The sequence below is a fragment of the Hoylesella pleuritidis genome (genome assembly GCF_963541955.1).
Lineage (GTDB): Bacteria > Bacteroidota > Bacteroidia > Bacteroidales > Bacteroidaceae > Prevotella > Prevotella pleuritidis.
On the sequence record NZ_CAUTUT010000004.1, the window covers coordinates 69578 to 89548 of the forward strand.

The window sequence follows — 19971 nt, forward strand, 5'->3', positions numbered from 1 at the left end:
ATACCAGATAAACCAAATGGAAAATAAAAAAGATTAACTCTGATAAGTTAATCCTCTCTCTATTCTTGTGATCCGTTTGGGGCTCGAACCCAAGACCCCAACATTAAAAGTGTTGTGCTCTACCAGCTGAGCTAACGGATCTCCAATAATACTTTCTATTCTTAAAAGCGAGTGCAAAGATACAACATTTTCCATAAACGGCAAAATATTCTGTGCCTTTTTTCGCTAATTTTTTCTTTCGGAAGAGAAATGGTTGGGGGCAGGAGTAAATCCAAAATATTAAGTTCGGAATTTTTAACTGCTGTATTTATCGGTTGGGGGAATGCTTTCTAATTAAAAAGCACGGATGAATAGATTATATGATATCCTATTATTTTCTGAGAACAGTTTCCCCTATTTTAATTACACCATAGCATTTCCCTTTATATCTTATTGGTTATCAATGTCTTTTAAAGTGTAGTATGTCTTCATTGATATACATTTAGATTACACGAACTTGAAGATTTATAGAGTAGATTCTTTGTACTCTGAAAAGGGAAAAACGGTTCTACCTTGTATTCATTTGGGTATTAGATATATGAGGTGTTATGACTAATAGTTAAATGCACTGTAATTAATTGCTAAACGTACACTGTTTCTCAGTTTCTTGCAGTGCATTTAACGGTATCTTACACGCAAATCGGATTTGTAGTCAAATACGATTTGCCCAGTTTACGATTTAGGTAAAAATAAAAAAGAGAAAGTAGGCAAGTAAATACACTGGGGTGAATCGGTCGCCTGTTTCTCGACAAATTATGGAATACTCAATTGTGAACAAGTGTTCCGATACGTTCTCCGTTCATTACGCGTTTCAGATTACCGAAAATGTCCATATTGAAGACATAAATCGGTAGATTATTTTCCTTACACATTGTGGTTGCGGTAAGGTCCATCACTTTTAGATTACTGGTGTAAATCTCATCAAAAGTAATTTCATCAAACTTTGTTGCATTTGGGTCTTTTTCGGGATCAGCCGTATATATGCCATCCACTCGTGTGCCTTTGAGCATTATATCAGCCTCGATCTCGATACCACGAAGCGAGCTTCCTGTATCCGTTGTGAAGTAGGGAGAGCCTGTCCCAGCCGAGAAGATACAGACATAACCTGCTGCCATTGCCTCAATAGCTTTCCATTTAGAGTAAAACTCACCGATGGGCTCCATACGAATGGCTGTTAATACTTTTGTTTTGATTCCATTCGCATCTAATGCACTGCTTAAAGCGAGAGAGTTGATTACCGTTGCGCACATTCCCATTTGATCGCCTTTCACGCGATCGAATCCTTCGGAAGCTCCGTTTAAACCTCGGAAAATATTGCCACCACCGATTACTATACCGATCTGAACACCCATTTCGTGCACTTCTTTGATTTGACGCGCGTAATCAGCGAGACGGTCAGGATCAATTCCAAAACTTTGTTTACCCATCAAACTTTCGCCGCTAAGTTTAAGGAGAATTCTTTTATACTTTGCCATATATTGTAAATTTAAATGATAAATGTCAGTTCTTTAAAAGCATATTGGCGTAATTTGCCAGTAGAATCACGCAAAATAAGGTGTCCGTTATCTTCTACGCGAAGGATAGTAGCCTGGAAATCACCGGTTTTATCGCTGTATTTATAAAGTCCTTTTGTACGGTATAAGGCAGTGTGATATTGTGTCGAAATCTGCGAATAGTATCCTTGGATAACTAAGTGGTAATACTTTTCGAATCTTGTAATAATTTTATTGAGTAGTAGGTCAGGATCTATCTCGTACCCTAAGATTTGAAAAAGTGACACGGGATTGGGAGCATCGCTGTGGAACTCGCGTTGATTGACATTAAGACCGGTACCTAAAACGAAGTTTTTGATGCCTTGCGAAGATATCGAAGTGTCTATTCTTGTGCCACTAATCTTCCTGTTTTGCCAATAGATATCATTGGGCCACTTCACGGTAATACCGTCAGTGTATTCGTCGAGTACTTCTTTTAGAGCGATGGCTTGTGCCATTGACAGTTGAAATTGACGTGTAATAGGGAGCGTTCGGGGATGAACGAGGATACTGAAAAGCAGATTCTGTCCCGCTTCACTTTCCCAAGTGTTAGTACCCATACCACGTCCTGCTGTCTGAAAATCGGCCACGGCTACGGTCATTTCTTCGCTTTCGTTAGCTTGATAGTTGCAAAGAAAACGATTAGTGGAATCTATTTCCTTGAATCTGAGTGTCTTGATTCTCATCGTTTCACGTCAAAAGGGGATTAAAAGCATCGATGATGTGCTCAATTTTAGCGTTTGAATCGCTTGTGCCTGTCACTGAAACAATATCGAAACGCACATCATATTCCACATTAAATTGTTTGAGATAGAGGTTAGCGGCATTGCCAATGTTTCGAATTTTCTTTTTATTCACAGCCTCTTCGGGCTCGTTCAACTCGGCAGATGTCCGTGTTTTCACTTCCACAATGACTAATATTGTTTGATCTTCATTGAGTGCAATGATATCGAGATCACGATGTCCGGCCCGCCAATCGCGGTCGCAAATGGTATAACCTTTCCTTTCCAGGAATGTGGCTGCTTGTTCTTCTCCCCATTTACCCAAATCATTGTGTTGTGCCATAATGCTTACTCTTTATGTGCAAAAATACGACTTTAATTCCACACATCAAAAGGATTGTTGTATTTTTGTAGGCAAAAACAATAAACCTATGGATAAGACAGAAGAACAGAAAGTAAAAGACGAGCAGTATATGCGTAAGGCACTTGTTGAGGCAGAGGCTGCTCGTGCTGTGGGAGAAGTACCGGTAGGAGCGGTCGTGGTGTGTAAAGATCGCATTATTGCACGTGCCCACAATCTGACAGAGACTTTATGCGACGTAACGGCACATGCAGAAATGCAGGTGATAACGGCTGCTGCTAATACGTTGGGCGGCAAATATCTGAGCGATTGTACCCTCTACGTTACTGTTGAACCGTGTGTGATGTGTGCGGGAGCCTTGGGGTGGGCGCAACTAAAACGCATTGTTTATGGTGCAAGTGACGGGAAGCGTGGTTTTCAACATTTTGCGCCACAAGCATTGCATCCTAAGTCCACAGTGACTGCGGGTGTCCTGGAAGATGAATGTCGAACTTTGATGCAACAATTCTTTCAGAAACGGCGATAAAAAACGAAAACTCCGCTCTGATATTGTGTCAAAGCGGAGTTATTTTATGATTCCTTTTCCTTGGGAAGGTAAGGAGTCTTTTCTTTACCTGACTAAAATTACCAAGTATTTGCTTGTACTCCAGAATATCTGAGGATTCGTAATAGTGAGAACATATTTCTTTGTAGCATCCTTTGCCAAGGTATAACTGCTTGCCGGATGCATTGTCAGGAGTTTAGCAGAGTTAGAATAGAGCTTGATTTCCTTGTTTTGCCGGATGTCGATTTTTGTGAAATAGCTCTTGTTGAAGTTGGATTGCAATACCTTTCCGTTTACAAGAATCTGCTGTTCTTTCAATTCTTTCTTTGTTCCGAAGACAAACCAAGCTGTATTCAACTGTCTGTCTTGGCTGTTGATAACATCAGTCTTTTGGCTGCTTTCCGTTTTTAAATTCGAGATATTTGTATTCTGATTGTTGATAGTTTCGTCGAGCTCAGATATGTGAATGTCTTTTGCATCCAACTCAGCGCGTAATTGCTGAAGCTGTTGTTCTTTTTCATCCAATTGCTTCATCAAATTCTCAACGGTCTTTTTCAGCTGATCGCCTTTAATCGTGCTCGCTTTCAACTGTTGTTGCAGCTTGGCTAACAATTCACGGTTGTGTTTCATTGTGGTGGAAATGAACCGTATATTCTCCTTGATTTGCTTGGTTTTATTGGTTCCTTCTCCGTCTTTCACGACATCTACACGATTTTCAGCTTCGTTGATTTCACGAAAACCCTCCTGAATCTCATTCAAAGTGCCCATCATATCGTTGATCTCGTTATCTCTTTGAGCAATGATTCTTTGCAAAGAGTCGGTCAGCGCCATATTAGACAAATCAGAGCCGTTCTTCTTGTCGTTACAGCCTGTTAACGCCATCAGCGCTAAGCAGGTAAAAAACAGTAGCTTTTTCATAACTATTCACTTTTTAGGTTTGTTCTTTGTTGTTATTCCCGCTAAGACGATTACAATCTCACCGCGGGGTTCTTGTTTTGTAAAGTGTGCAATAACTTCTGCCAATGAGCCGCGTACACTTTCTTCGTGTATTTTGGAGATCTCACGACAAACACTTACTTGTCGATCAATTCCAAAGACTGCGGCAAACTGTTGCAAAGTTTTGAGCAGTCGGTAGGGTGACTCATAAAACACCATCGTACGCGTTTCTGCCGTCAACGATTCTAAGAGTGTCTGTCTTCCTTTTTTCTGCGGAAGGAATCCCTCGAAGCAAAATTTGTCACATGGCAGTCCTGATGAGACTAAAGCCGGAATGCAAGCCGTTGCACCGGGGAGACACTGTACCGTGATTCCGGCCTTGATAGCTTCACGAGCCAAGAGAAAACCGGGGTCGCTGATACCCGGAGTACCTGCATCGCTGATGAGTGCAATCGTCTGTCCCGCTTTTAGTCGCTCGACAATTCCGGCTGAGGTGCCGTGTTCATTGAACTTATGATGGGACATTAGATGTCTGTCTATCTTGAAATGCTTCAATAGAATGCCCGAAGTACGCGTATCTTCTGCCAAAATCAGATCGGCCTCTTGCAGTATTCGGATGGCTCGCATCGTCATATCCTCCATATTTCCAACCGGAGTCGGCACGATGTATAACATTCCCATTACTGTCAAATTTACGGGCAAATATAATGAAATAATCAACAACGACAAAAAAAGTACTTGTTTCTTTGCGATTTTTTAAAACATCTTCGTATTTTTGCACCATATTTATAGATATTGATTCGGGGCAAACACCACTGATTATGATGGAGTATTTAACAGGAGAAAAGCATCGTTTCGGCAGAATAGAGGTGGTCTGCGGCTCGATGTTTTCGGGTAAGACAGAGGAATTGATACGGCGGATGAAACGGGCAGAGTTTGCCCGGCAGAAGGTGGAAATATTCAAGCCTTCGATTGACACGCGGTATTCAGAGATGGATGTAGTGAGTCACGACCGTAACACAATCCCATCGACACCTGTCGAATCATCATCGACCATTCTGCTACTCGCATCGGATATTGATGTGGTGGGTATTGACGAGGCTCAATTTTTGGATGATGGACTCATTGATGTGTGCAACGAACTGGCCAATCGAGGTGTGCGCGTCATCGTGGCGGGGCTTGATATGGACTTCCGGGGCCGTCCTTTCGGTCCGATGCCGTCCTTATGCGCCATTGCCGACGAGGTGACCAAGGTGCACGCCATATGTGTGAAGTGTGGTGCCTTAGCCTATGTCAGTCACCGGCTCGTGCAAAATGAGCGGCGCGTACTTCTTGGCGAGCAGACTGAATATGAGCCGCTCTGCCGAGAATGTTATCGGAAAGTTTTGGCCGAAGAAGTCTGTACGAAAGTAACCGATTCACTCCCGATAAACCACGAGCTATGATTAACCAGAAAATCACTTTCGATAAGTTCATCCGTTGGATGCTCGGCGCCTTATTGGTAATCACTGTTTTTCTCATTCTCAATTATCTGAGTGCCGTACTCTTACCCTTTTTCGTGGCGTGGCTTTTGGCTTATCTACTTTATCCCATTGTGAAATTCGTACAGTATAAGCTGCACGTGCGGGTTCGGGCCTTGGCTATTATCATCACGATGCTTTTCGTTATCGGGATTATCTGCGGTATCGTCTATCTCATCATTCCGCCGATGATCGATCAATTTCAACGTTTGGAAGCCGTGGCCACGCACTATCTCAACCAAACGGCACATACCAATCACATTGCTACTGTCATTCAGCAATGGCTGCACGAAAACCAAGCTGAAATCGAGCGCTTCTTCCGTAGTCGTGATTTTAGCAATATACTCAGAGAGGCAATGCCACGCCTGTTCTCTATTATCGGGCAGACTGCCAGTGTGGTTATCAGCATCATTGCTTCGTGCATCACCTTATTATATATGTTTTTTATTCTTTTGGATTACGAATATCTCACTAATAGTTGGATCAAAATTTTCCCCAAGAAGAATCGTCCATTCTGGCAGGAGTTGGCCAAGGATGTGGAGCGCGAACTCAATAACTATATTCGTGGGCAGGGAATCGTTGCTCTTTGTATGGGCATAATGTTCTGTATCGGCTTCACTATCATTGACTTCCCGATGGCCATTGGTCTTGGCATTCTCATCGGCATTCTCGACCTCGTGCCTTATCTGCATACTTTTGCCCTCATCCCTACGGCATTCTTGGCCTTGCTTAAGGCTGCCGATACCGGACAGAACTTTTGGATGATTTTCGGTTTGGCTGTATTGGTGTTTATCATCGTGCAGATTATTAGCGATATGGTTGTCACTCCCAAGGTGATGGGTAAGGCAATGGGGCTTAATCCTGCCATTCTGCTGCTCTCTCTCTCCGTGTGGGGTGCCCTGCTCGGTTTCATCGGACTGATTATCGCACTTCCGCTCACAACGCTTATCATTGCTTATTGGCAACGATATGTAACCAAGGAGTTTGAAAAGGAATGCGATTCATAAGTAGATTCTGGCTTCACTGCGTATAGTTTACCCGGTTTTTCCGTCTGCGAATAAGGACGAGAGACGATACGCTATGGGTATTAATGCGATTCCGACTATAAACTCAATGGCGTTGGTGGCTTTCGTAGAAAGGTATATGACAGGTCGTATACTTGTGGGGCAGAAGTATACGAGTAGTGGGGGAGTGGTCGTATACTTCTCAAATATTCTTAAACCGAGGATTTTCAGTATTGAGATATGGAAGCTTTTTGTTATACTCTCATCAATTAATTTAGAATAGGAACAATCTATGAAATCGAAAACATCGGTCTCCATTTTTCATCTCATTTTAATACTGTTATTTAGATTATCCTTTGATGTTACACAAAAAGTCTGTGAGGCACTTTGATTGCAAAGAATGTTAATGTCTTGTAATTCTATCTAAGAAAAAACAGTATTATTCAATAAAAAACTTATCTTTGTAACATATTTATTAGCTGAGTGGATTCGTCTTTTGATGACGATGAAGCAAAGTGGAAGTCATTGTTTAATAAGCAGAAAGATGCGTATCGACAGACATAGAAGAGTGTTTTTAGCGTGGATGTTGCTGGCAATATTCGCGCTGATGCATATTGTCAAAGACGCACACTTGCACCACTCGATGGAAGAAGCGGGTGTTGAGGCTTCGGCAAACGATGACGGGACAACGATGAAAAGTAGTTGTGTGATTTGTGATTTCACGCTGCACGAAGCCGCGCAGGTGTCTATTGCCGACTTTCATCCGTTATTGTGCTTTACCGTTGTCACCCCTTATGTCATTACTTCGCAGACCGTTTACCGCCATATTGATGCTGTAAACAGTCACTCGCCGCCTTTGGTGGTTTAACCCTTAAAATCCAGATATTTTTTCGTTGATTTTTACGGGCTTCCTAAAAAGTCGTTAAATGCAATGTAACTAACGGTTATTCATCGTGTGAAATGCCGTTGCTTACAAGGCGAATAACGGTGAGTCAGAGCCGTAATTCATTCAGATTCATAAACAGATGAAACACAGTGCATTGCAGTTTTGCAAATGTGTGTCGTGCGTCTTGTTACTGTCTGTTCCCGTTGTGTCATTACGTGCACAACAGGTAACAGGAAATGGCAGTACTGATAAGGTATCGGTAGCAAACGCGGACACGATAAAGACTGCACAGAAAAGGAAAAAACAGAAGTCTGTTCTCGGAAAAGAACAGCAGATTAAAGAAATCGTTGTTACAGGAGAACGCCGGCAGGCGAGTGTAAACAGTGTGAGCGAGAAAATCACATCGAATATGATTGACCGATCGATGGGCAAATCTCTCGCGTCGCTTTTGGAACACGTAAGTGGCGTGAGTTCGATACAGACGGGTACGACGGTGGCTAAACCTGTCATCAACGGTATGTATGGCAATCGGATTTTGATTGTGAACAACGGTGCACGACAGACCGGACAGCAGTGGGGAGCCGATCACGCACCGGAGATTGACCAAAACAGCAGTGGCTCGATAGAGGTAGTCAAGGGTGCAGAATCGGTGAGGTATGGTTCGGAAGCACTCGGTGGCATCATCGTGATGGAGCAAAAGTATCTGCCTTACGGGCAGGAACAAACGACGGGGCACGTCCGGGCGCTTTATGGGAGCAACGGGTTGCGCTATTCGGCAGTAGCTCAGGCCGAGGGGACGATGCCTTTCAATCGAGATATTGCATGGCGATTGCAGGGCACTTATGCCAATTCGGGCGACCAAAAGACAGCCCATTATTTGCTCAATAACACGGGTTATCGTGAGCACGACATCTCAGCTACACTCGGTTATAAGTATCAACGGTTGCGATTGGAGGGATTTTACAGTATGTATAATCTGAAATTGGGCGTAATGCTCAGTGCTCAGCTGGGTAGTGAAGACCTTTTGAAAGAGCGCATTGCATTGGGGCGACCGGTCGAGATTGAGCCTTATACCCGGCACATCACCTATCCTTTCCAGCATGTTGTTCATCACACGGCTATCGGCAAGGTATATTATGATGCGGGAAAATATGGTAATTTCTTTTGGCAGACTGCTTTCCAAGCCGATGATCGGAAAGAAAACCGCGTGCGACGGATGAATCATTCGAATATTCCAGCAGTGAGTATGGATCTCACTTCGTTTCAGAACCAATTGAAATGGACGCTCGGTTACGGCCGGTGGAACACCGAGGCAGGGTCATCTTACCTGCATATTCGCAATAAGAATCAGGCCGGTACGGGAGTGGTGCCGCTTATTCCTAACTACACCGAGTATGATCTCGGCATTTATGCCATACAGAAATATCGCTATAAGATGTGGGATGCCGAGGCCGGTATTCGTTTCGATAATCAGGAAACACGTGCTGCGGGTTATGATTATACGGGTAAACGCTATGGTGGGCACCATATTTTTAGTAATTTCTCATATAACTTGGGTGCTAACTATCGGCCTGATGAGCATTGGAAAATCACGTCTAGCCTTGGATTGGCGTGGCGTGCCCCTCACGTTTACGAACTTTACAGTAACGGAAATGAGTTGGGTTCGGGGATGTTTGTTATAGGAGACTCCACGATGCACTCTGAGCAGAGTACTAAATGGATTACATCCGTTACTTATCGGAGCACTTTTGCCGATGTGCGTCTTGACGGTTACTTGCAATGGATCAACGGATACATCTATGATGAACCGTCTCATCAGTATATCACTATTATCTCCGGGTCTTATCCATTGTTCCAATACAAGCAGACGGATGCTTTCTTCCGCGGTATCGATTTGGATGTAAAGGTGCGTCCGACGGCACATCTTGAATATCATTTGTTGTCGGGACTTATTTGGGCTAATGAACAGAAGACGCACAATTATCTGCCTTATATCCCGTCGGCACGTATCGATCACGATCTTACTTGGTCGGGGATACGACTCGGTGGTATTGATGCGTGGGCACAGTTGAAGCATAGATTCGTGTTCAAGCAGAGACGCTTCAATCCGGACAGCGACCTGATTGCTTTCACACCGGCATCGTACGGTCTTTGGGGATTTGAACTCGGGGCCGACTGGAAGGTGTCGGCAACGAATAAACTTCGTGTATTGGTTGCCGCGGATAACCTTCTAAATAAGGAATATAAAGAGTATACCAATCGCTCGCGATATTATGCTCACGATATGGGGCGTGATATTCGATGCTCGATAGGGTGGTTTTTCTGACGAAATTTACAAGGAAATGAGTAGACAAGTTAACAGGTAAGATTTAGTAAATAACAGTAAATAATTATTTTAAACAACAGAACAATATGAAAAAGAACGTATTAACATCAGTGTTGGTGCTGCTGGGTGCAGCTCTGTTTGCCGTGTCGTTCACTGCTTGCAGCAATGAGCCTGACAAACCGAATAATGAGCCTGAAAACAAACTCCACGAAGACCCTACTAAGGTTACAATCCAGTTGGTGGAGTGCCATATGCACGGCGCGTGGAATAAGATTGAAAGCAATGGCGGACCTCATCAGAATCCCGAGAGCAAAGCCAAGTATCTGAAACGTATACAAGAGATTACCTATGAGGTGAAACCCGGGAAAGGATGGGGCCTTGCAGAGGGTAGTCAGAGTAAGTTTTACGTGATTAAAGCTAACGAATATCCTCTAAAAGACGATCCGAATCCTGCTCCTATTTATCTGATGTTTATTAAGTATTATAACGTGAAAGGCGAGTTGATGAACCAGCAGTTCGTTCAGAACGGGCAGGACGCTATTCATCAGCACTTCTTCACCGTTGAAAACGTTAAGAATCTGATGACTGATGCGGCTATTGGTGATGGTGTGAAAACGACCGATTACATCGAATATAAGTATGTGGATACGACACCTTGGGATAAGACTCACCATAGTGGCGCCGCAACATTGACAGGTAAGAGCAATCCGATTGGGCTGAAAGGCGCTGTCAGATTCCTTAAAGATCGTGTCACAATGAATCTCCGTATTCGTCTGTTGCATGACAACCGTGGTAAGAAAGATCCCAAGACCGGTAGCTTCAGCCCGTTCGATAGTCCTTCGTCTCGTCAGGTTCAAATCGGTTCTTGGGATATTAACATTACTGTTCCGGTAGTGGTTTATGCAGAGAATGAGGATTATATCGAAGGTTATCCTACGACAATGACGCTCAAAGAAGTGCCTGACTATGTAAAGAAACATCCCAATGGTAGTTTAGATAAAGTAGGTAACAACTTGATTCACTCCATTATGAAGGCTTTCAATATCTCGTGGGATGAGGCATTGACAGACTATTGCACGAAATATATCACTTCGGGCGATGCTGAGTCGGGGACCATCTGGCTATAAGCCATTTCAAGTCTGAAATCGACACCTATCCTGCGAAAGGGTAAAAAACATAAAGTTTGTTTTGCATTATCTGACATTTTCAGTATATTTGCAAAACAAACTTTTATGATTTTATGACACAAGAAGAAAAGATAAAGATAGAAGAGCGTATCGTGGATGTGCTCAAGACAGTCTATGACCCTGAGATTCCCGTCAATATTTGGGATTTGGGAATGATTTATAAGGTAGATGTTAAGGACGATTTCTCTGTGGATCTTGATATGACTTTCACTTCTCCCGCTTGTCCTGCTGCCGATTTCATCCTTGATGATGTGCGTACCAAGATTGAGAGTCTTGACGGAATCAAAGGTGTCAATGTCAATCTGGTGTTTGAACCGGAATGGGATCAGAGTATGATGAGCGAAGAAGCAAGGGTAGAGCTGGGATTTGAATGAAGCAGGTTTATTTTCTTTCGGACGCACATTTGGGCTCGTTGGCTATTGAGCACGGACGGATGCAAGAGCGTAGATTGGTGAGATTCCTCGACAGCATCAAGTATAAGGCTGCCGCAATCTACCTTTTGGGCGATATGTTCGACTTTTGGAATGAATATCGTTATGTTGTTCCGAAAGGATATACACGTTTTCTCGGCAAGCTCTCCGAATTGACTGATATGGGTATCGAAGTGCATTTTTTTACGGGTAATCACGATATTTGGACTTACGGTTACTTGGAAGAAGAATGCGGGTTGATAGTCCATACACGTCCCCTTACCACAGAAATCTATGACAAGGTATTTTTCTTGGCACACGGTGATGGCTTGGGCGATCCTGATAATCGTTTTAAACTGTTGCGACGAGTCTTTCATAACCGTACCTGTCAGCGTCTGTTCAATGCAGTACATCCCCGTTGGGGAATGTGGCTGGGACTGACGTGGGCCAAGCACAGCCGGTTGAAGCGTGCCGAGGGAAAAGAGTTGCCTTATCTCGGCGAAGACAAAGAATATTTGGTTCAGTTCACCAAAAACTATATGAAGACACATAGTAATGTAGACTTTTATCTCTACGGGCACCGCCATATTGAGCTTGACCTGATGCTGTCTCGTAAAACCCGGATGATCATTCTCGGCGACTGGATCTGGCAGTTCACCTATGCCGTGTTCGATGGCGAACATATGTTCCTTGAACAATATGTCGAAGGTGAGAGTCAACCTTGAAACTTATCAGATTCGGATATGGAAAATCCTTTCAAGCGGTTTTATACCATTTGAAAGGATTTTATCATTAGCATTTATTGATAATTGTCCTGGTTCTAATCAGAATGTGTATTGCAAACCTATTTGGCAGCGGCGTCAGCAACCGTCCAATATCCAATGACCGTTGCCCAATACGGCAGTTCTGGTATTCGTATAAAACGTGTCGCTGTATTCGAGGAAGAGGTAATGCAGACGTAGATTGAAATCTTGGAAGACGTGGCCATGATTATAGAATTAGTGTTTGTGCTGAAACCTATGTTTCTGGGGTATCCTGACAAGTATACGACCAGTGCCCCACTACTCGTATAGGAGTGTCCCACAAGTATACGACTTGTCATCGTGCTTTCCTACTCTGTCCTTTCAATGGAATATTGATAAATATAACGTGAGCTCATTATAAGCCCACATCATCTGGAAGATATAATTGTTCTTGCTGCTTCTGTTGACAATCGTAGCCTTGTATGTGATGTTACGGTGTCTTGGATAAAAGCGAAAGATAATAAGTGTTTCCGTATAATACTGCTAACGAATCCTTGATTTAAGTCAAGAAAAGTATGAAAGAGAAATATTTATAGCTGAAATACTTGCAATATGTCGGAAATGCTTGTATCTTTGCATCGTGTTTTTCATGGTATTAGATTTAAGGTTAATAAGGTTGGGACTCAGCGGAGCCCCTTTTTTTATATCCGTAAGTTAACGAACCGCACTCTTGATGATAAATATTTGCTTATTCGAAAACCATTCTTTATTTTGCAATTGTAATTTTTGCAGCCGCTGGTTAATCTTTCATACTAGCTCCAAGGCATAATATTGATAGTCGTGAAGTAGGGTGGTGAGAAAGGTTAAACTGTCTTGGTCTTGCTGCTCTATCTCTAAAAAACACCGCACTTTATCCGCAAGCGTGTCGATTTGCCGTTGATTGCTTTGCGAGTAACTGTCAATCGTCTTACGGATGATATCTACTTGGCCGACGGAAAGCCGTTGGGCGGAAACGTAGACGGGGTGGTAGTTTCGGCGGGCATAATCGAACTCATCCAACGTAATGTGCAAATGCTTGTAATCAAGTAGTTGGACAACCATCGTTCCGGCAGCAAGATCGCCCAAACGTTGGTGCTTTCTGGTACAGGCAATGAACAACAGCCCTATACAATAGAAGTAAATATCGATCAGATTGAGCATCCATCGCAACAAGAGGGCCCCCATCGTAGGCGTCGATCCATCGACTTTCACAGTGCGAATATGGCGGATGTGCTTGCCGATTGTCTGCCCGTGGAAAAACATTTCGCAAAGAAACGTGTAACTCATTGCAGGTAATAAGATGAGGAGCGGTATCAACCATTCGGCTGTTCTATTGGCAGATACGCCGTAAAAGTTGTAAAACTCGATGGCGGAGAAGAGGTAACAGAACAGAACTAACATATCGATGAGTCGTGCTACGACACGGTCGCCGATACTGGCCGGTGTCTGACTGATGCGTACGAATTGACCTGTAATAATGTCAGTTGTTGCCATTTTATGTCTGTTACTGTTGCAAAAGTAGAATATTTTTCTTATATTTGCGGTGTCATTTGCGTAAAATCTCATTATCACCTTGAAAGAACTGACGTTTATACGTACACATATCGAGAAATGGCAACAGATGGAAGCTGTGGCCGATGATGCTGCGGAAGAGTCGCCCGACAGGTTGGCTGAAGTCTATATGGATATAACGGCCGATTTGGCTTTTGCCCAGACACATTATCCCTCGTCGCGCATCACGATCTATCTTAATAATTTATCTGCAACATTACACCACGCAATCTACCGCAATAAACGTGAAAAATGGGGGCGCATCATTACTTTTTGGACGCGCGAAGTGCCGCAGACAATGTTTGAGGAGCGCCGCTTGCTGCTTATATCTTTTGTCATTTTTAGTGTATCTGTGCTTATCGGTGTTATCTCTCAACTTGCAGATATCGACTTCGTGCGCCTTATTTTAGGTGACCGTTATGTGGATATGACGCTCGATAATATTGCGCACGGACGGCCGATGGATGTTTATGCCGGTGCACCCGAGATGGGAATGTTCCTGCAAATCACGCTCAACAATATCACGGTAGCTGTCTTTGTATTTGCGATGGGATTGCTGACAAGCATCGGAACGGGCTGGCAACTGTTCCGGAACGGCGTGATGCTCGGTTGTTTCGGGTCGCTTTTCTATCAGCACGGCTTGCTGGGCGAGTCGCTGCTGACCATTTTCCAGCACGGCACATTGGAAATTTCGGCCATCATTGTGGCCGGAGCGGCAGGTCTGGCATTGGGTAATGGTTTCCTGTTCCCGGGCACTTACTCGCGTTTGGAGTCGTTTCAGAGGGGTGCGAAGCGTGGCTTGAAGATAGTCGTCGGCACTGTTCCGCTGTTCGTTGTAGCCGGTTTTATCGAGGGCTTTATTACCCGTCACACCGAGGTTGACGACAGAATCCGTTTTGCGGTGATCTTAGTGTCGCTGGCATTCGTTATTTTTTACTTCATTATTTTACCTTATTATATAGGATATCATACCTCGGCAAATTATCAACAAAGAATTAATTATAATAAAAATGGAAATTAATACACCTAAGATCGAACTCTATCGGGTTCGCACTTTCAGCGAGAAGTTCTCGGCAACATTCGACTTCGTATCTGAGAATTGGCGCGTTTTGCTCAAGTATCTCGCTTATTTCATATTGCCGTTTTGCTTGATTCAGTCTATCGCTTTCAATTCGTGGCTCGGCAATATGTTCAAGATGATGCGTCAGGCTTACACAAGACAGATTGCAGACGATATGATGCAGACCTATATAATGGGCTATGTGGCAGTTCTCTTGACATTTGTCGTCGCGTCGTTTCTGATGAATATTGTTGTATATAGCTTGCTTAAACTCTATTTCGGACGTGAGAACCGTTTGCAAGGACTTACTTTTCGTGAACTATTACCCACGTTGAAGCAAAGCGCATTGCGTATAGTTGTGGCCGTAGTTGTGGGTTGCGGCTTGGGGATTGTGGTTTCTGTGGCGATGGTTATATTGACACTTATCACACCGTTAACGCTCATTGTCACTTATCCGGGGCTTATTATCTGCGTCATTCCATTGGCTTTGCTCACACCGATATTTATTTTTGAAGAGATAGATGTGATTGGGAATGTCAAGAAAACTTTCCGATTGGGCTTCAATACGTGGGGCGGTATCTTCGCATTAGGTTTCGTTGTGAGTATCATCGCTTATCTGTTGATTGGTGTTTTGTCTTTGCCGTGGGGTATTGCTGTTATGAGTGAAGGTCTATTTGATATGTCTACCGCTGCAAGTAACGGTGTCTCTGAGAATGTTTTCGTCAGCTTCTTTGCCTATTTGGCAGGTATCGTACAATCGTTCGGTATGTATCTCGGTGCCGCGTTGATTTTGATTGCAATGACTTTTCAATATGGTCACGCAGCCGAAAAGTTAGATTCGGTGTCCGTGAAAAAGGAAATAGACCATTTTGAGACATTGGCTGATAAGAATACAGATGATTTTGAAGAGTTTGAGGGTCCTAAAAGGGATATCGATGACTTTGAAAATCTGTAACAGGGAGCGATGACCGGTACTGCCATTGACACGCTGACTGTCGACACTACTGCGCTGAATGCGTGGCGGGCAGATGAGCACTATAACTATGCACGTGAATTGGTGCAGGCGGACTCAGACCTTTCGGATCGTGCGGCATCCTGGTTTTCACAGCTCATCAGGTCGGTATTTCACAACGATTTTTACCAAATCAACGGTAGGTGGATATGGTTTGTCCTCGGTATAGCGTGTATCGGTCTGCTCATTTATTTCTTTTGGCGCATTATACCACGCCAGTTCGGTCGCAATCAGCGGTCGGCAATAGCTTATTCAGTGGAAGAAGACTCCATTTACGGTATCAACTTTTCGGCGCAAATCCGTCAAGCGATGGAGCGAAAAGCCTATCGTGAGGCCGTGCGACTTATTTATTTACAGACGTTGAAGATGCTCAGCGACGGCGGACAGATTGATTGGCAACCTTATAAGACACCTACACAATACACGTTGGAAGTCAATACATCGCTCTTCCGGGTATTTACAACCCATTTCCTACGCATTCGTTATGGCGGATTCGAAGCCACGCCATCTCTTTGTGAAGAAATGATGCGTTTGCAAGCAGTCATTAGAGAGGAGGTGCCAGAATGAGAGGTAGTCGTATTTTCTTTATTGTCATCGCCGTGATGGCGATCTTGCTTTTCATTGTTCAGATGCAGATGCCGAAGCCGTTCGACTGGACTCCCACATTCGGTCACCGCGATTCGAATCCTTTCGGATGTCTTGTCTTCGACAGCGTAATGGCTCAAACGATGCCGCACGGCTACCGGGTAGAGCGTAAGACACTTTATCAGATGAGTAAGGAAAGGGGAAAACAGGCAGTATTGCTCGTCTCCGATCAGTTAGATTTGAATAGAACCGACATCCGGGAAATTAAGAAACTCCTGGCAGAGGGCAGTAAAGTGATGCTCGTTGCGTGTCGTCGTTACGGTGAAGATACTGATAGTCTGCTGTTCAAAAACTTCGGGATTGATGTCAAATCGAATGGAGATTATTTTGATTTTACCGCACTGAGAAAGCAATTCGTCGGCAAAGAGATGGCACTCTATACGCCAGTCTATTGGCGAGGAACTTCTGCGCCCTATCCGCAAGCCGTTTATTCTGTTTATGCACAATTGTTGAGTGATAAGTTGATTGCCGACTCTGCGGTCGCAATTGACAGTCTTTCGAATGGTCGATTAAGGCAGGATCTCTTGGCTGCAAAGCGTAAAGTGGGGCATGGCGAACTGATTTTGGTGAGTCATCCGTTGCTCTTTACCAACTTCGGATTGCTCAACGGACATGCCGAAAATTATATAATGAGACTGATGAATGAGGTCGCTGACCGATCTGTTGTGCGTCTCGACACCAGTCCATTGGCCTTGCAAACAGGGCGAAACGAGATCTCTCCGTTCCGATATTTCCTGCAACAACCACCGCTTCGATGGGCTTTGTATCTGTCGTTGATAACCGTTCTCCTGATGATGGGTTTCACGGCGCGTCGTCGCCAGCGTGTAATTCCGGTAGTAAAAACACCGGACAATAAATCATTGGAGTTTGTTCAGCTCATCGGAACACTCTATTATCAGCAGCACGATAATACTGATTTGGTGCGTAAAAAGTTTATTTATTTTGCCGAAACACTGCGTGAGCGATTGATGGTGGATGTGGAAGATACAGCCGATAACAACCGCACAGTCTCCGTCTTGTCACAGAAGACGGGTATTGCACGGGAAGAAATCGACGCGATTATCAAAGACTTGCGACTGGCTTACCATTACGAAGCCAACATTTCACAACAGGAAATGCAGCAATATATCGATAAAATGAATAAAATAATCAATGAAATATAGATGATGGAAGAACAAAGAATAGATCTTACAGGCTTTGCCGAGAAGATGCAACAGCTGAAACAGCAGATTGCTCAAGTGATTGTGGGGCAAGACGAGGCCGTGAGTCTCGTGCTCACGTGCATTCTTTCGGGCGGTCATATCTTGTTAGAAGGTGTGCCGGGAACAGCAAAGACATTGCTGGCAAGGCTTATTGCAAGACTGATTGATGCCCGTTTCAGCCGCGTGCAATTTACACCCGATTTGATGCCGAGTGATGTTCTCGGTACGACTGTATTCAATTTGAAGACCTCTGAATTTGATTTTCACGAGGGACCGATATTTGCCGATCTCGTGTTGGTAGATGAAATCAACCGCGCTCCGGCCAAAACGCAGGCAGCTTTGTTTGAGGTGATGGAAGAAAAGCAGGTGACGATTGACGGAACGACACACAAGATGGGTGATCTTTACACCATTCTTGCTACGCAAAACCCTGTGGAGCAGGAGGGAACTTACAAATTGCCGGAGGCCCAGTTAGATCGATTTCTGATGAAAATAGACATCGGTTATCCTTCGGCCGACGAAGAGGTGCACATCTTGGAGCGGCATCAGAATAATGCTCAGTTGGTGAAACTCGCCGGTATTTCCCCCATTCTTACAGGTGATGAATTATTACAGATGCGTGCATTGACAGACAGTGTGGTCGTAGATCACACGCTCCTGCGATACATCGCACAGTTAGTGCAGCAGACGCGAAGCAGTAAAGCGGTGTATTTGGGCGCTTCTCCTCGTGCTTCCGTAGCCATTTTGCAGACTGCCAAAGCATCGGCACTGTTGCAAGGACGCGATTTCGTGACACCGGACGACATCAAATTTGTAACGCCGGCAGTGCTTCAGCACCGTCTGATACTGACAGCCGAAGCGGAAATGGAAGGTTATAGCCTTTCGAAAGTAGCCCGCAAGTTGATCGATAAGGTTGAAGTACCAAAGTGATGTATCTTTCCCGCAGGTTTTATATTGCATCGGTCATCCTTATTTTGCTCATTGCCGGAGGATATTTTTACGGTCCGTTGTTTGATATCGGACGGTGGATGCTTGCGGCGTTTATCGTTCTTGTGTTAACAGAAGCAGTGTTTCTGTATGCCCGAGATGGCCTGACAGCCGAGCGAACGTGTGCCCGACGCTTTTCAAATGGTGATGACAATGAGGTGAAGATACGTGTAGAGAGCAGCTATCCGATGTTTGTTCGTTTGACAGTAATCGATGAAATACCTGCCGTTTTCCAGCGTCGCGATGTCTGTTTCCGGCTGAATCTGAGTCCCGGTAAGGGCAAGACCATTCGTTATCGGCTGCATCCTGTTAAGCGAGGTGTGTATGGATTTGGTAGGATTCGTATATTTGCGTCTACACGTCTCAGTTTGATCGAGCGCCGTTTCACCTGTGGAACTCCCGTGGATATTAAAGTTTATCCGGCTTATTTGATGCTACGGCAATATGAATTGATGGCTGTTAGCAATCGATTAACAGAGCTTGGGATTAAGAAAATACGACGAGTGGGGCATCATACGGAGTTTGAACAGATTAAGGATTATGTCAAAGGCGATGACTATCGCACGATTAATTGGAAAGCAAGTGCCCGTCGGCATCAATTGATGGTGAATGTTTACCAGGATGAGCGGTCGCAACAAATCTTCAATCTTATCGATAAAGGGCGCGTGATGCAGCAGGCTTTCCTGGGTATGACGTTGTTAGATTATGCCATCAATGCTGCACTTGTACTCTCGTTTGTTGCAATGAACCGCGATGATAAGGCGGGCCTCGTTACGTTTAATGAGTGTTTCGATACCTTTGTTCCGGCCTCGAAACGTCACGGACAGCTACAAAACATCTTAGAAACTCTATATGCACAAGAGACGACTTTCGGCGAAACAGACTTCTCAGCGCTTTCGGCCAATCTCAACCTGCACGTCAACAAACGTTCGTTGCTTGTTCTTTATACCAATTTTAGCGGCATATCAAGTTTGAAAAGGCAGTTGCCTTATCTCAGACAACTCAATCGCCACCATCGGTTATTGGTCGTTTTTTTTGAGGATGAGCAGCTGAAAGCCTACATTCGTACACCGGCTACGAATACGGAAGAATATTATCGGCATGTGATTGCCGAGAAATTTGCCTACGAGCAGAGGCTTGTCGTCTCTACATTGCAGCAGAACGGCATCTCATCTCTGCTTACTACGCCGGCCAATCTGTCCGTGGCCGTTATCAATAAATATTTAGAAATGAAAGCTCGGCAGGCTATTAATTAAAATTTGAAT

20 protein-coding genes and 1 tRNA gene are annotated in these 19971 nt (G+C 44.2%); 14 read left to right on the forward strand and 7 right to left on the reverse strand.

The annotated features are described in order from the left end of the window. Positions 1 to 68 precede the first annotated feature (68 nt). The 4 genes from RWY97_RS02555 to RWY97_RS02570 form a co-directional block, all read right to left on the reverse strand. Positions 69 to 141 (reverse strand) — tRNA-Lys (locus RWY97_RS02555). Between the two features lie 662 nt (positions 142 to 803). Further along, the gene (gene pyrH, locus RWY97_RS02560; protein WP_315565351.1) at positions 804 to 1514 is read right to left on the reverse strand and encodes a UMP kinase; all 711 of its coding nucleotides are present in this window, start codon (positions 1512 to 1514) and stop codon (positions 804 to 806) included. Between the two features lie 11 nt (positions 1515 to 1525). Beyond that, positions 1526 to 2257, reverse strand: a complete 732-nt coding sequence (locus tag RWY97_RS02565; RefSeq protein WP_315565353.1) for a biotin--[acetyl-CoA-carboxylase] ligase — start codon at positions 2255 to 2257, stop codon at positions 1526 to 1528. A 4-nt stretch (positions 2258 to 2261) separates the two neighbouring features. Further along, on the reverse strand, positions 2262 to 2636 hold the full coding sequence (locus RWY97_RS02570) for a YraN family protein (protein WP_021584602.1): 375 nt from the start codon (positions 2634 to 2636) through the stop codon (positions 2262 to 2264). A gap of 88 nt (positions 2637 to 2724) precedes the next feature. On the opposite strand from RWY97_RS02570, the gene RWY97_RS02575 reads away from it, so the two are divergent. Next, complete coding sequence (locus RWY97_RS02575; RefSeq protein WP_021584535.1) at positions 2725 to 3180, forward strand: nucleoside deaminase; 456 nt, start codon at positions 2725 to 2727, stop codon at positions 3178 to 3180. An 84-nt stretch (positions 3181 to 3264) separates the two neighbouring features. On the opposite strand, the gene RWY97_RS02580 is transcribed toward RWY97_RS02575, so the two are convergent. Together RWY97_RS02580 and rsmI are read right to left on the reverse strand one after the other, a co-directional pair. Further along, positions 3265 to 4116: a Cbp1 family collagen-binding glycoprotein adhesin gene (locus RWY97_RS02580; protein WP_021584512.1), complete on the reverse strand. Its 852-nt coding sequence runs from the start codon at positions 4114 to 4116 to the stop codon at positions 3265 to 3267. 6 nt (positions 4117 to 4122) lie between these two features. After that, on the reverse strand, positions 4123 to 4815 hold the full coding sequence (gene rsmI, locus RWY97_RS02585; RefSeq protein WP_039876844.1) for a 16S rRNA (cytidine(1402)-2'-O)-methyltransferase: 693 nt from the start codon (positions 4813 to 4815) through the stop codon (positions 4123 to 4125). A gap of 140 nt (positions 4816 to 4955) precedes the next feature. Between rsmI and RWY97_RS02590 the strand changes: the two genes are divergently transcribed. The 7 genes from RWY97_RS02590 to RWY97_RS02620 all read left to right on the forward strand — a co-directional run bounded on the left by RWY97_RS02590 (position 4956) and on the right by RWY97_RS02620 (position 12192). Beyond that, complete coding sequence (locus RWY97_RS02590; protein ID WP_314080215.1) at positions 4956 to 5579, forward strand: thymidine kinase; 624 nt, start codon at positions 4956 to 4958, stop codon at positions 5577 to 5579. Further along, a complete protein-coding gene (locus tag RWY97_RS02595) occupies positions 5579 to 6661 on the forward strand; it encodes an AI-2E family transporter (RefSeq protein WP_024991996.1) in 1083 nt (360 codons plus the stop codon). The genes RWY97_RS02590 and RWY97_RS02595 overlap by 1 nt, the downstream gene beginning before the upstream one ends. Before the next feature lie 541 nt (positions 6662 to 7202). Further along, a complete protein-coding gene (locus RWY97_RS02600; RefSeq protein ID WP_315565357.1) occupies positions 7203 to 7526 on the forward strand; it encodes a hypothetical protein in 324 nt (107 codons plus the stop codon). Positions 7527 to 7683: 157 nt separating this feature from the next. Then, positions 7684 to 9870: a TonB-dependent receptor gene (locus tag RWY97_RS02605; protein WP_315565358.1), complete on the forward strand. Its 2187-nt coding sequence runs from the start codon at positions 7684 to 7686 to the stop codon at positions 9868 to 9870. Positions 9871 to 9956: 86 nt separating this feature from the next. Then, positions 9957 to 10997, forward strand: a complete 1041-nt coding sequence (locus RWY97_RS02610; RefSeq protein WP_315565361.1) for a hypothetical protein — start codon at positions 9957 to 9959, stop codon at positions 10995 to 10997. A gap of 113 nt (positions 10998 to 11110) precedes the next feature. Further along, a complete protein-coding gene (locus tag RWY97_RS02615; protein WP_024991993.1) occupies positions 11111 to 11431 on the forward strand; it encodes a metal-sulfur cluster assembly factor in 321 nt (106 codons plus the stop codon). Beyond that, entirely contained in the window at positions 11428 to 12192 is a 765-nt protein-coding gene (locus RWY97_RS02620; protein WP_021584573.1) for a UDP-2,3-diacylglucosamine diphosphatase, read from the forward strand. Before RWY97_RS02615 ends, RWY97_RS02620 begins: the two co-directional genes overlap by 4 nt. A gap of 825 nt (positions 12193 to 13017) precedes the next feature. Here the strand turns inward: RWY97_RS02620 and RWY97_RS02625 are convergent. Further along, positions 13018 to 13743, reverse strand: a complete 726-nt coding sequence (locus RWY97_RS02625) for an RDD family protein (RefSeq protein WP_314080205.1) — start codon at positions 13741 to 13743, stop codon at positions 13018 to 13020. Between the two features lie 79 nt (positions 13744 to 13822). On the opposite strand from RWY97_RS02625, the gene RWY97_RS02630 reads away from it, so the two are divergent. The 6 genes from RWY97_RS02630 to RWY97_RS02655 are packed head-to-tail and all read left to right on the forward strand — an operon-like array spanning position 13823 to position 19962. After that, positions 13823 to 14821 carry a stage II sporulation protein M gene (locus RWY97_RS02630; protein ID WP_315565363.1) on the forward strand — a complete coding sequence of 333 codons (999 nt, stop codon included), beginning with the start codon at positions 13823 to 13825 and terminating at the stop codon, positions 14819 to 14821. After that, positions 14811 to 15815, forward strand: coding sequence for a hypothetical protein (locus RWY97_RS02635; RefSeq protein ID WP_021584599.1), 1005 nt, complete (start codon positions 14811 to 14813; stop codon positions 15813 to 15815). The genes RWY97_RS02630 and RWY97_RS02635 overlap by 11 nt, the downstream gene beginning before the upstream one ends. 9 nt (positions 15816 to 15824) lie before the next feature. Continuing rightward, complete coding sequence (locus RWY97_RS02640) at positions 15825 to 16439, forward strand: DUF4129 domain-containing protein (protein WP_314739245.1); 615 nt, start codon at positions 15825 to 15827, stop codon at positions 16437 to 16439. After that, a complete protein-coding gene (locus RWY97_RS02645) occupies positions 16436 to 17680 on the forward strand; it encodes a DUF4350 domain-containing protein (protein WP_315565366.1) in 1245 nt (414 codons plus the stop codon). The genes RWY97_RS02640 and RWY97_RS02645 overlap by 4 nt, the downstream gene beginning before the upstream one ends. Further along, the gene (locus tag RWY97_RS02650) at positions 17681 to 18649 is read left to right on the forward strand and encodes an AAA family ATPase (protein WP_390883246.1); all 969 of its coding nucleotides are present in this window, start codon (positions 17681 to 17683) and stop codon (positions 18647 to 18649) included. Continuing rightward, the gene (locus tag RWY97_RS02655) at positions 18649 to 19962 is read left to right on the forward strand and encodes a DUF58 domain-containing protein (RefSeq protein ID WP_315565445.1); all 1314 of its coding nucleotides are present in this window, start codon (positions 18649 to 18651) and stop codon (positions 19960 to 19962) included. The genes RWY97_RS02650 and RWY97_RS02655 overlap by 1 nt, the downstream gene beginning before the upstream one ends. Positions 19963 to 19971 lie beyond the last annotated feature (9 nt).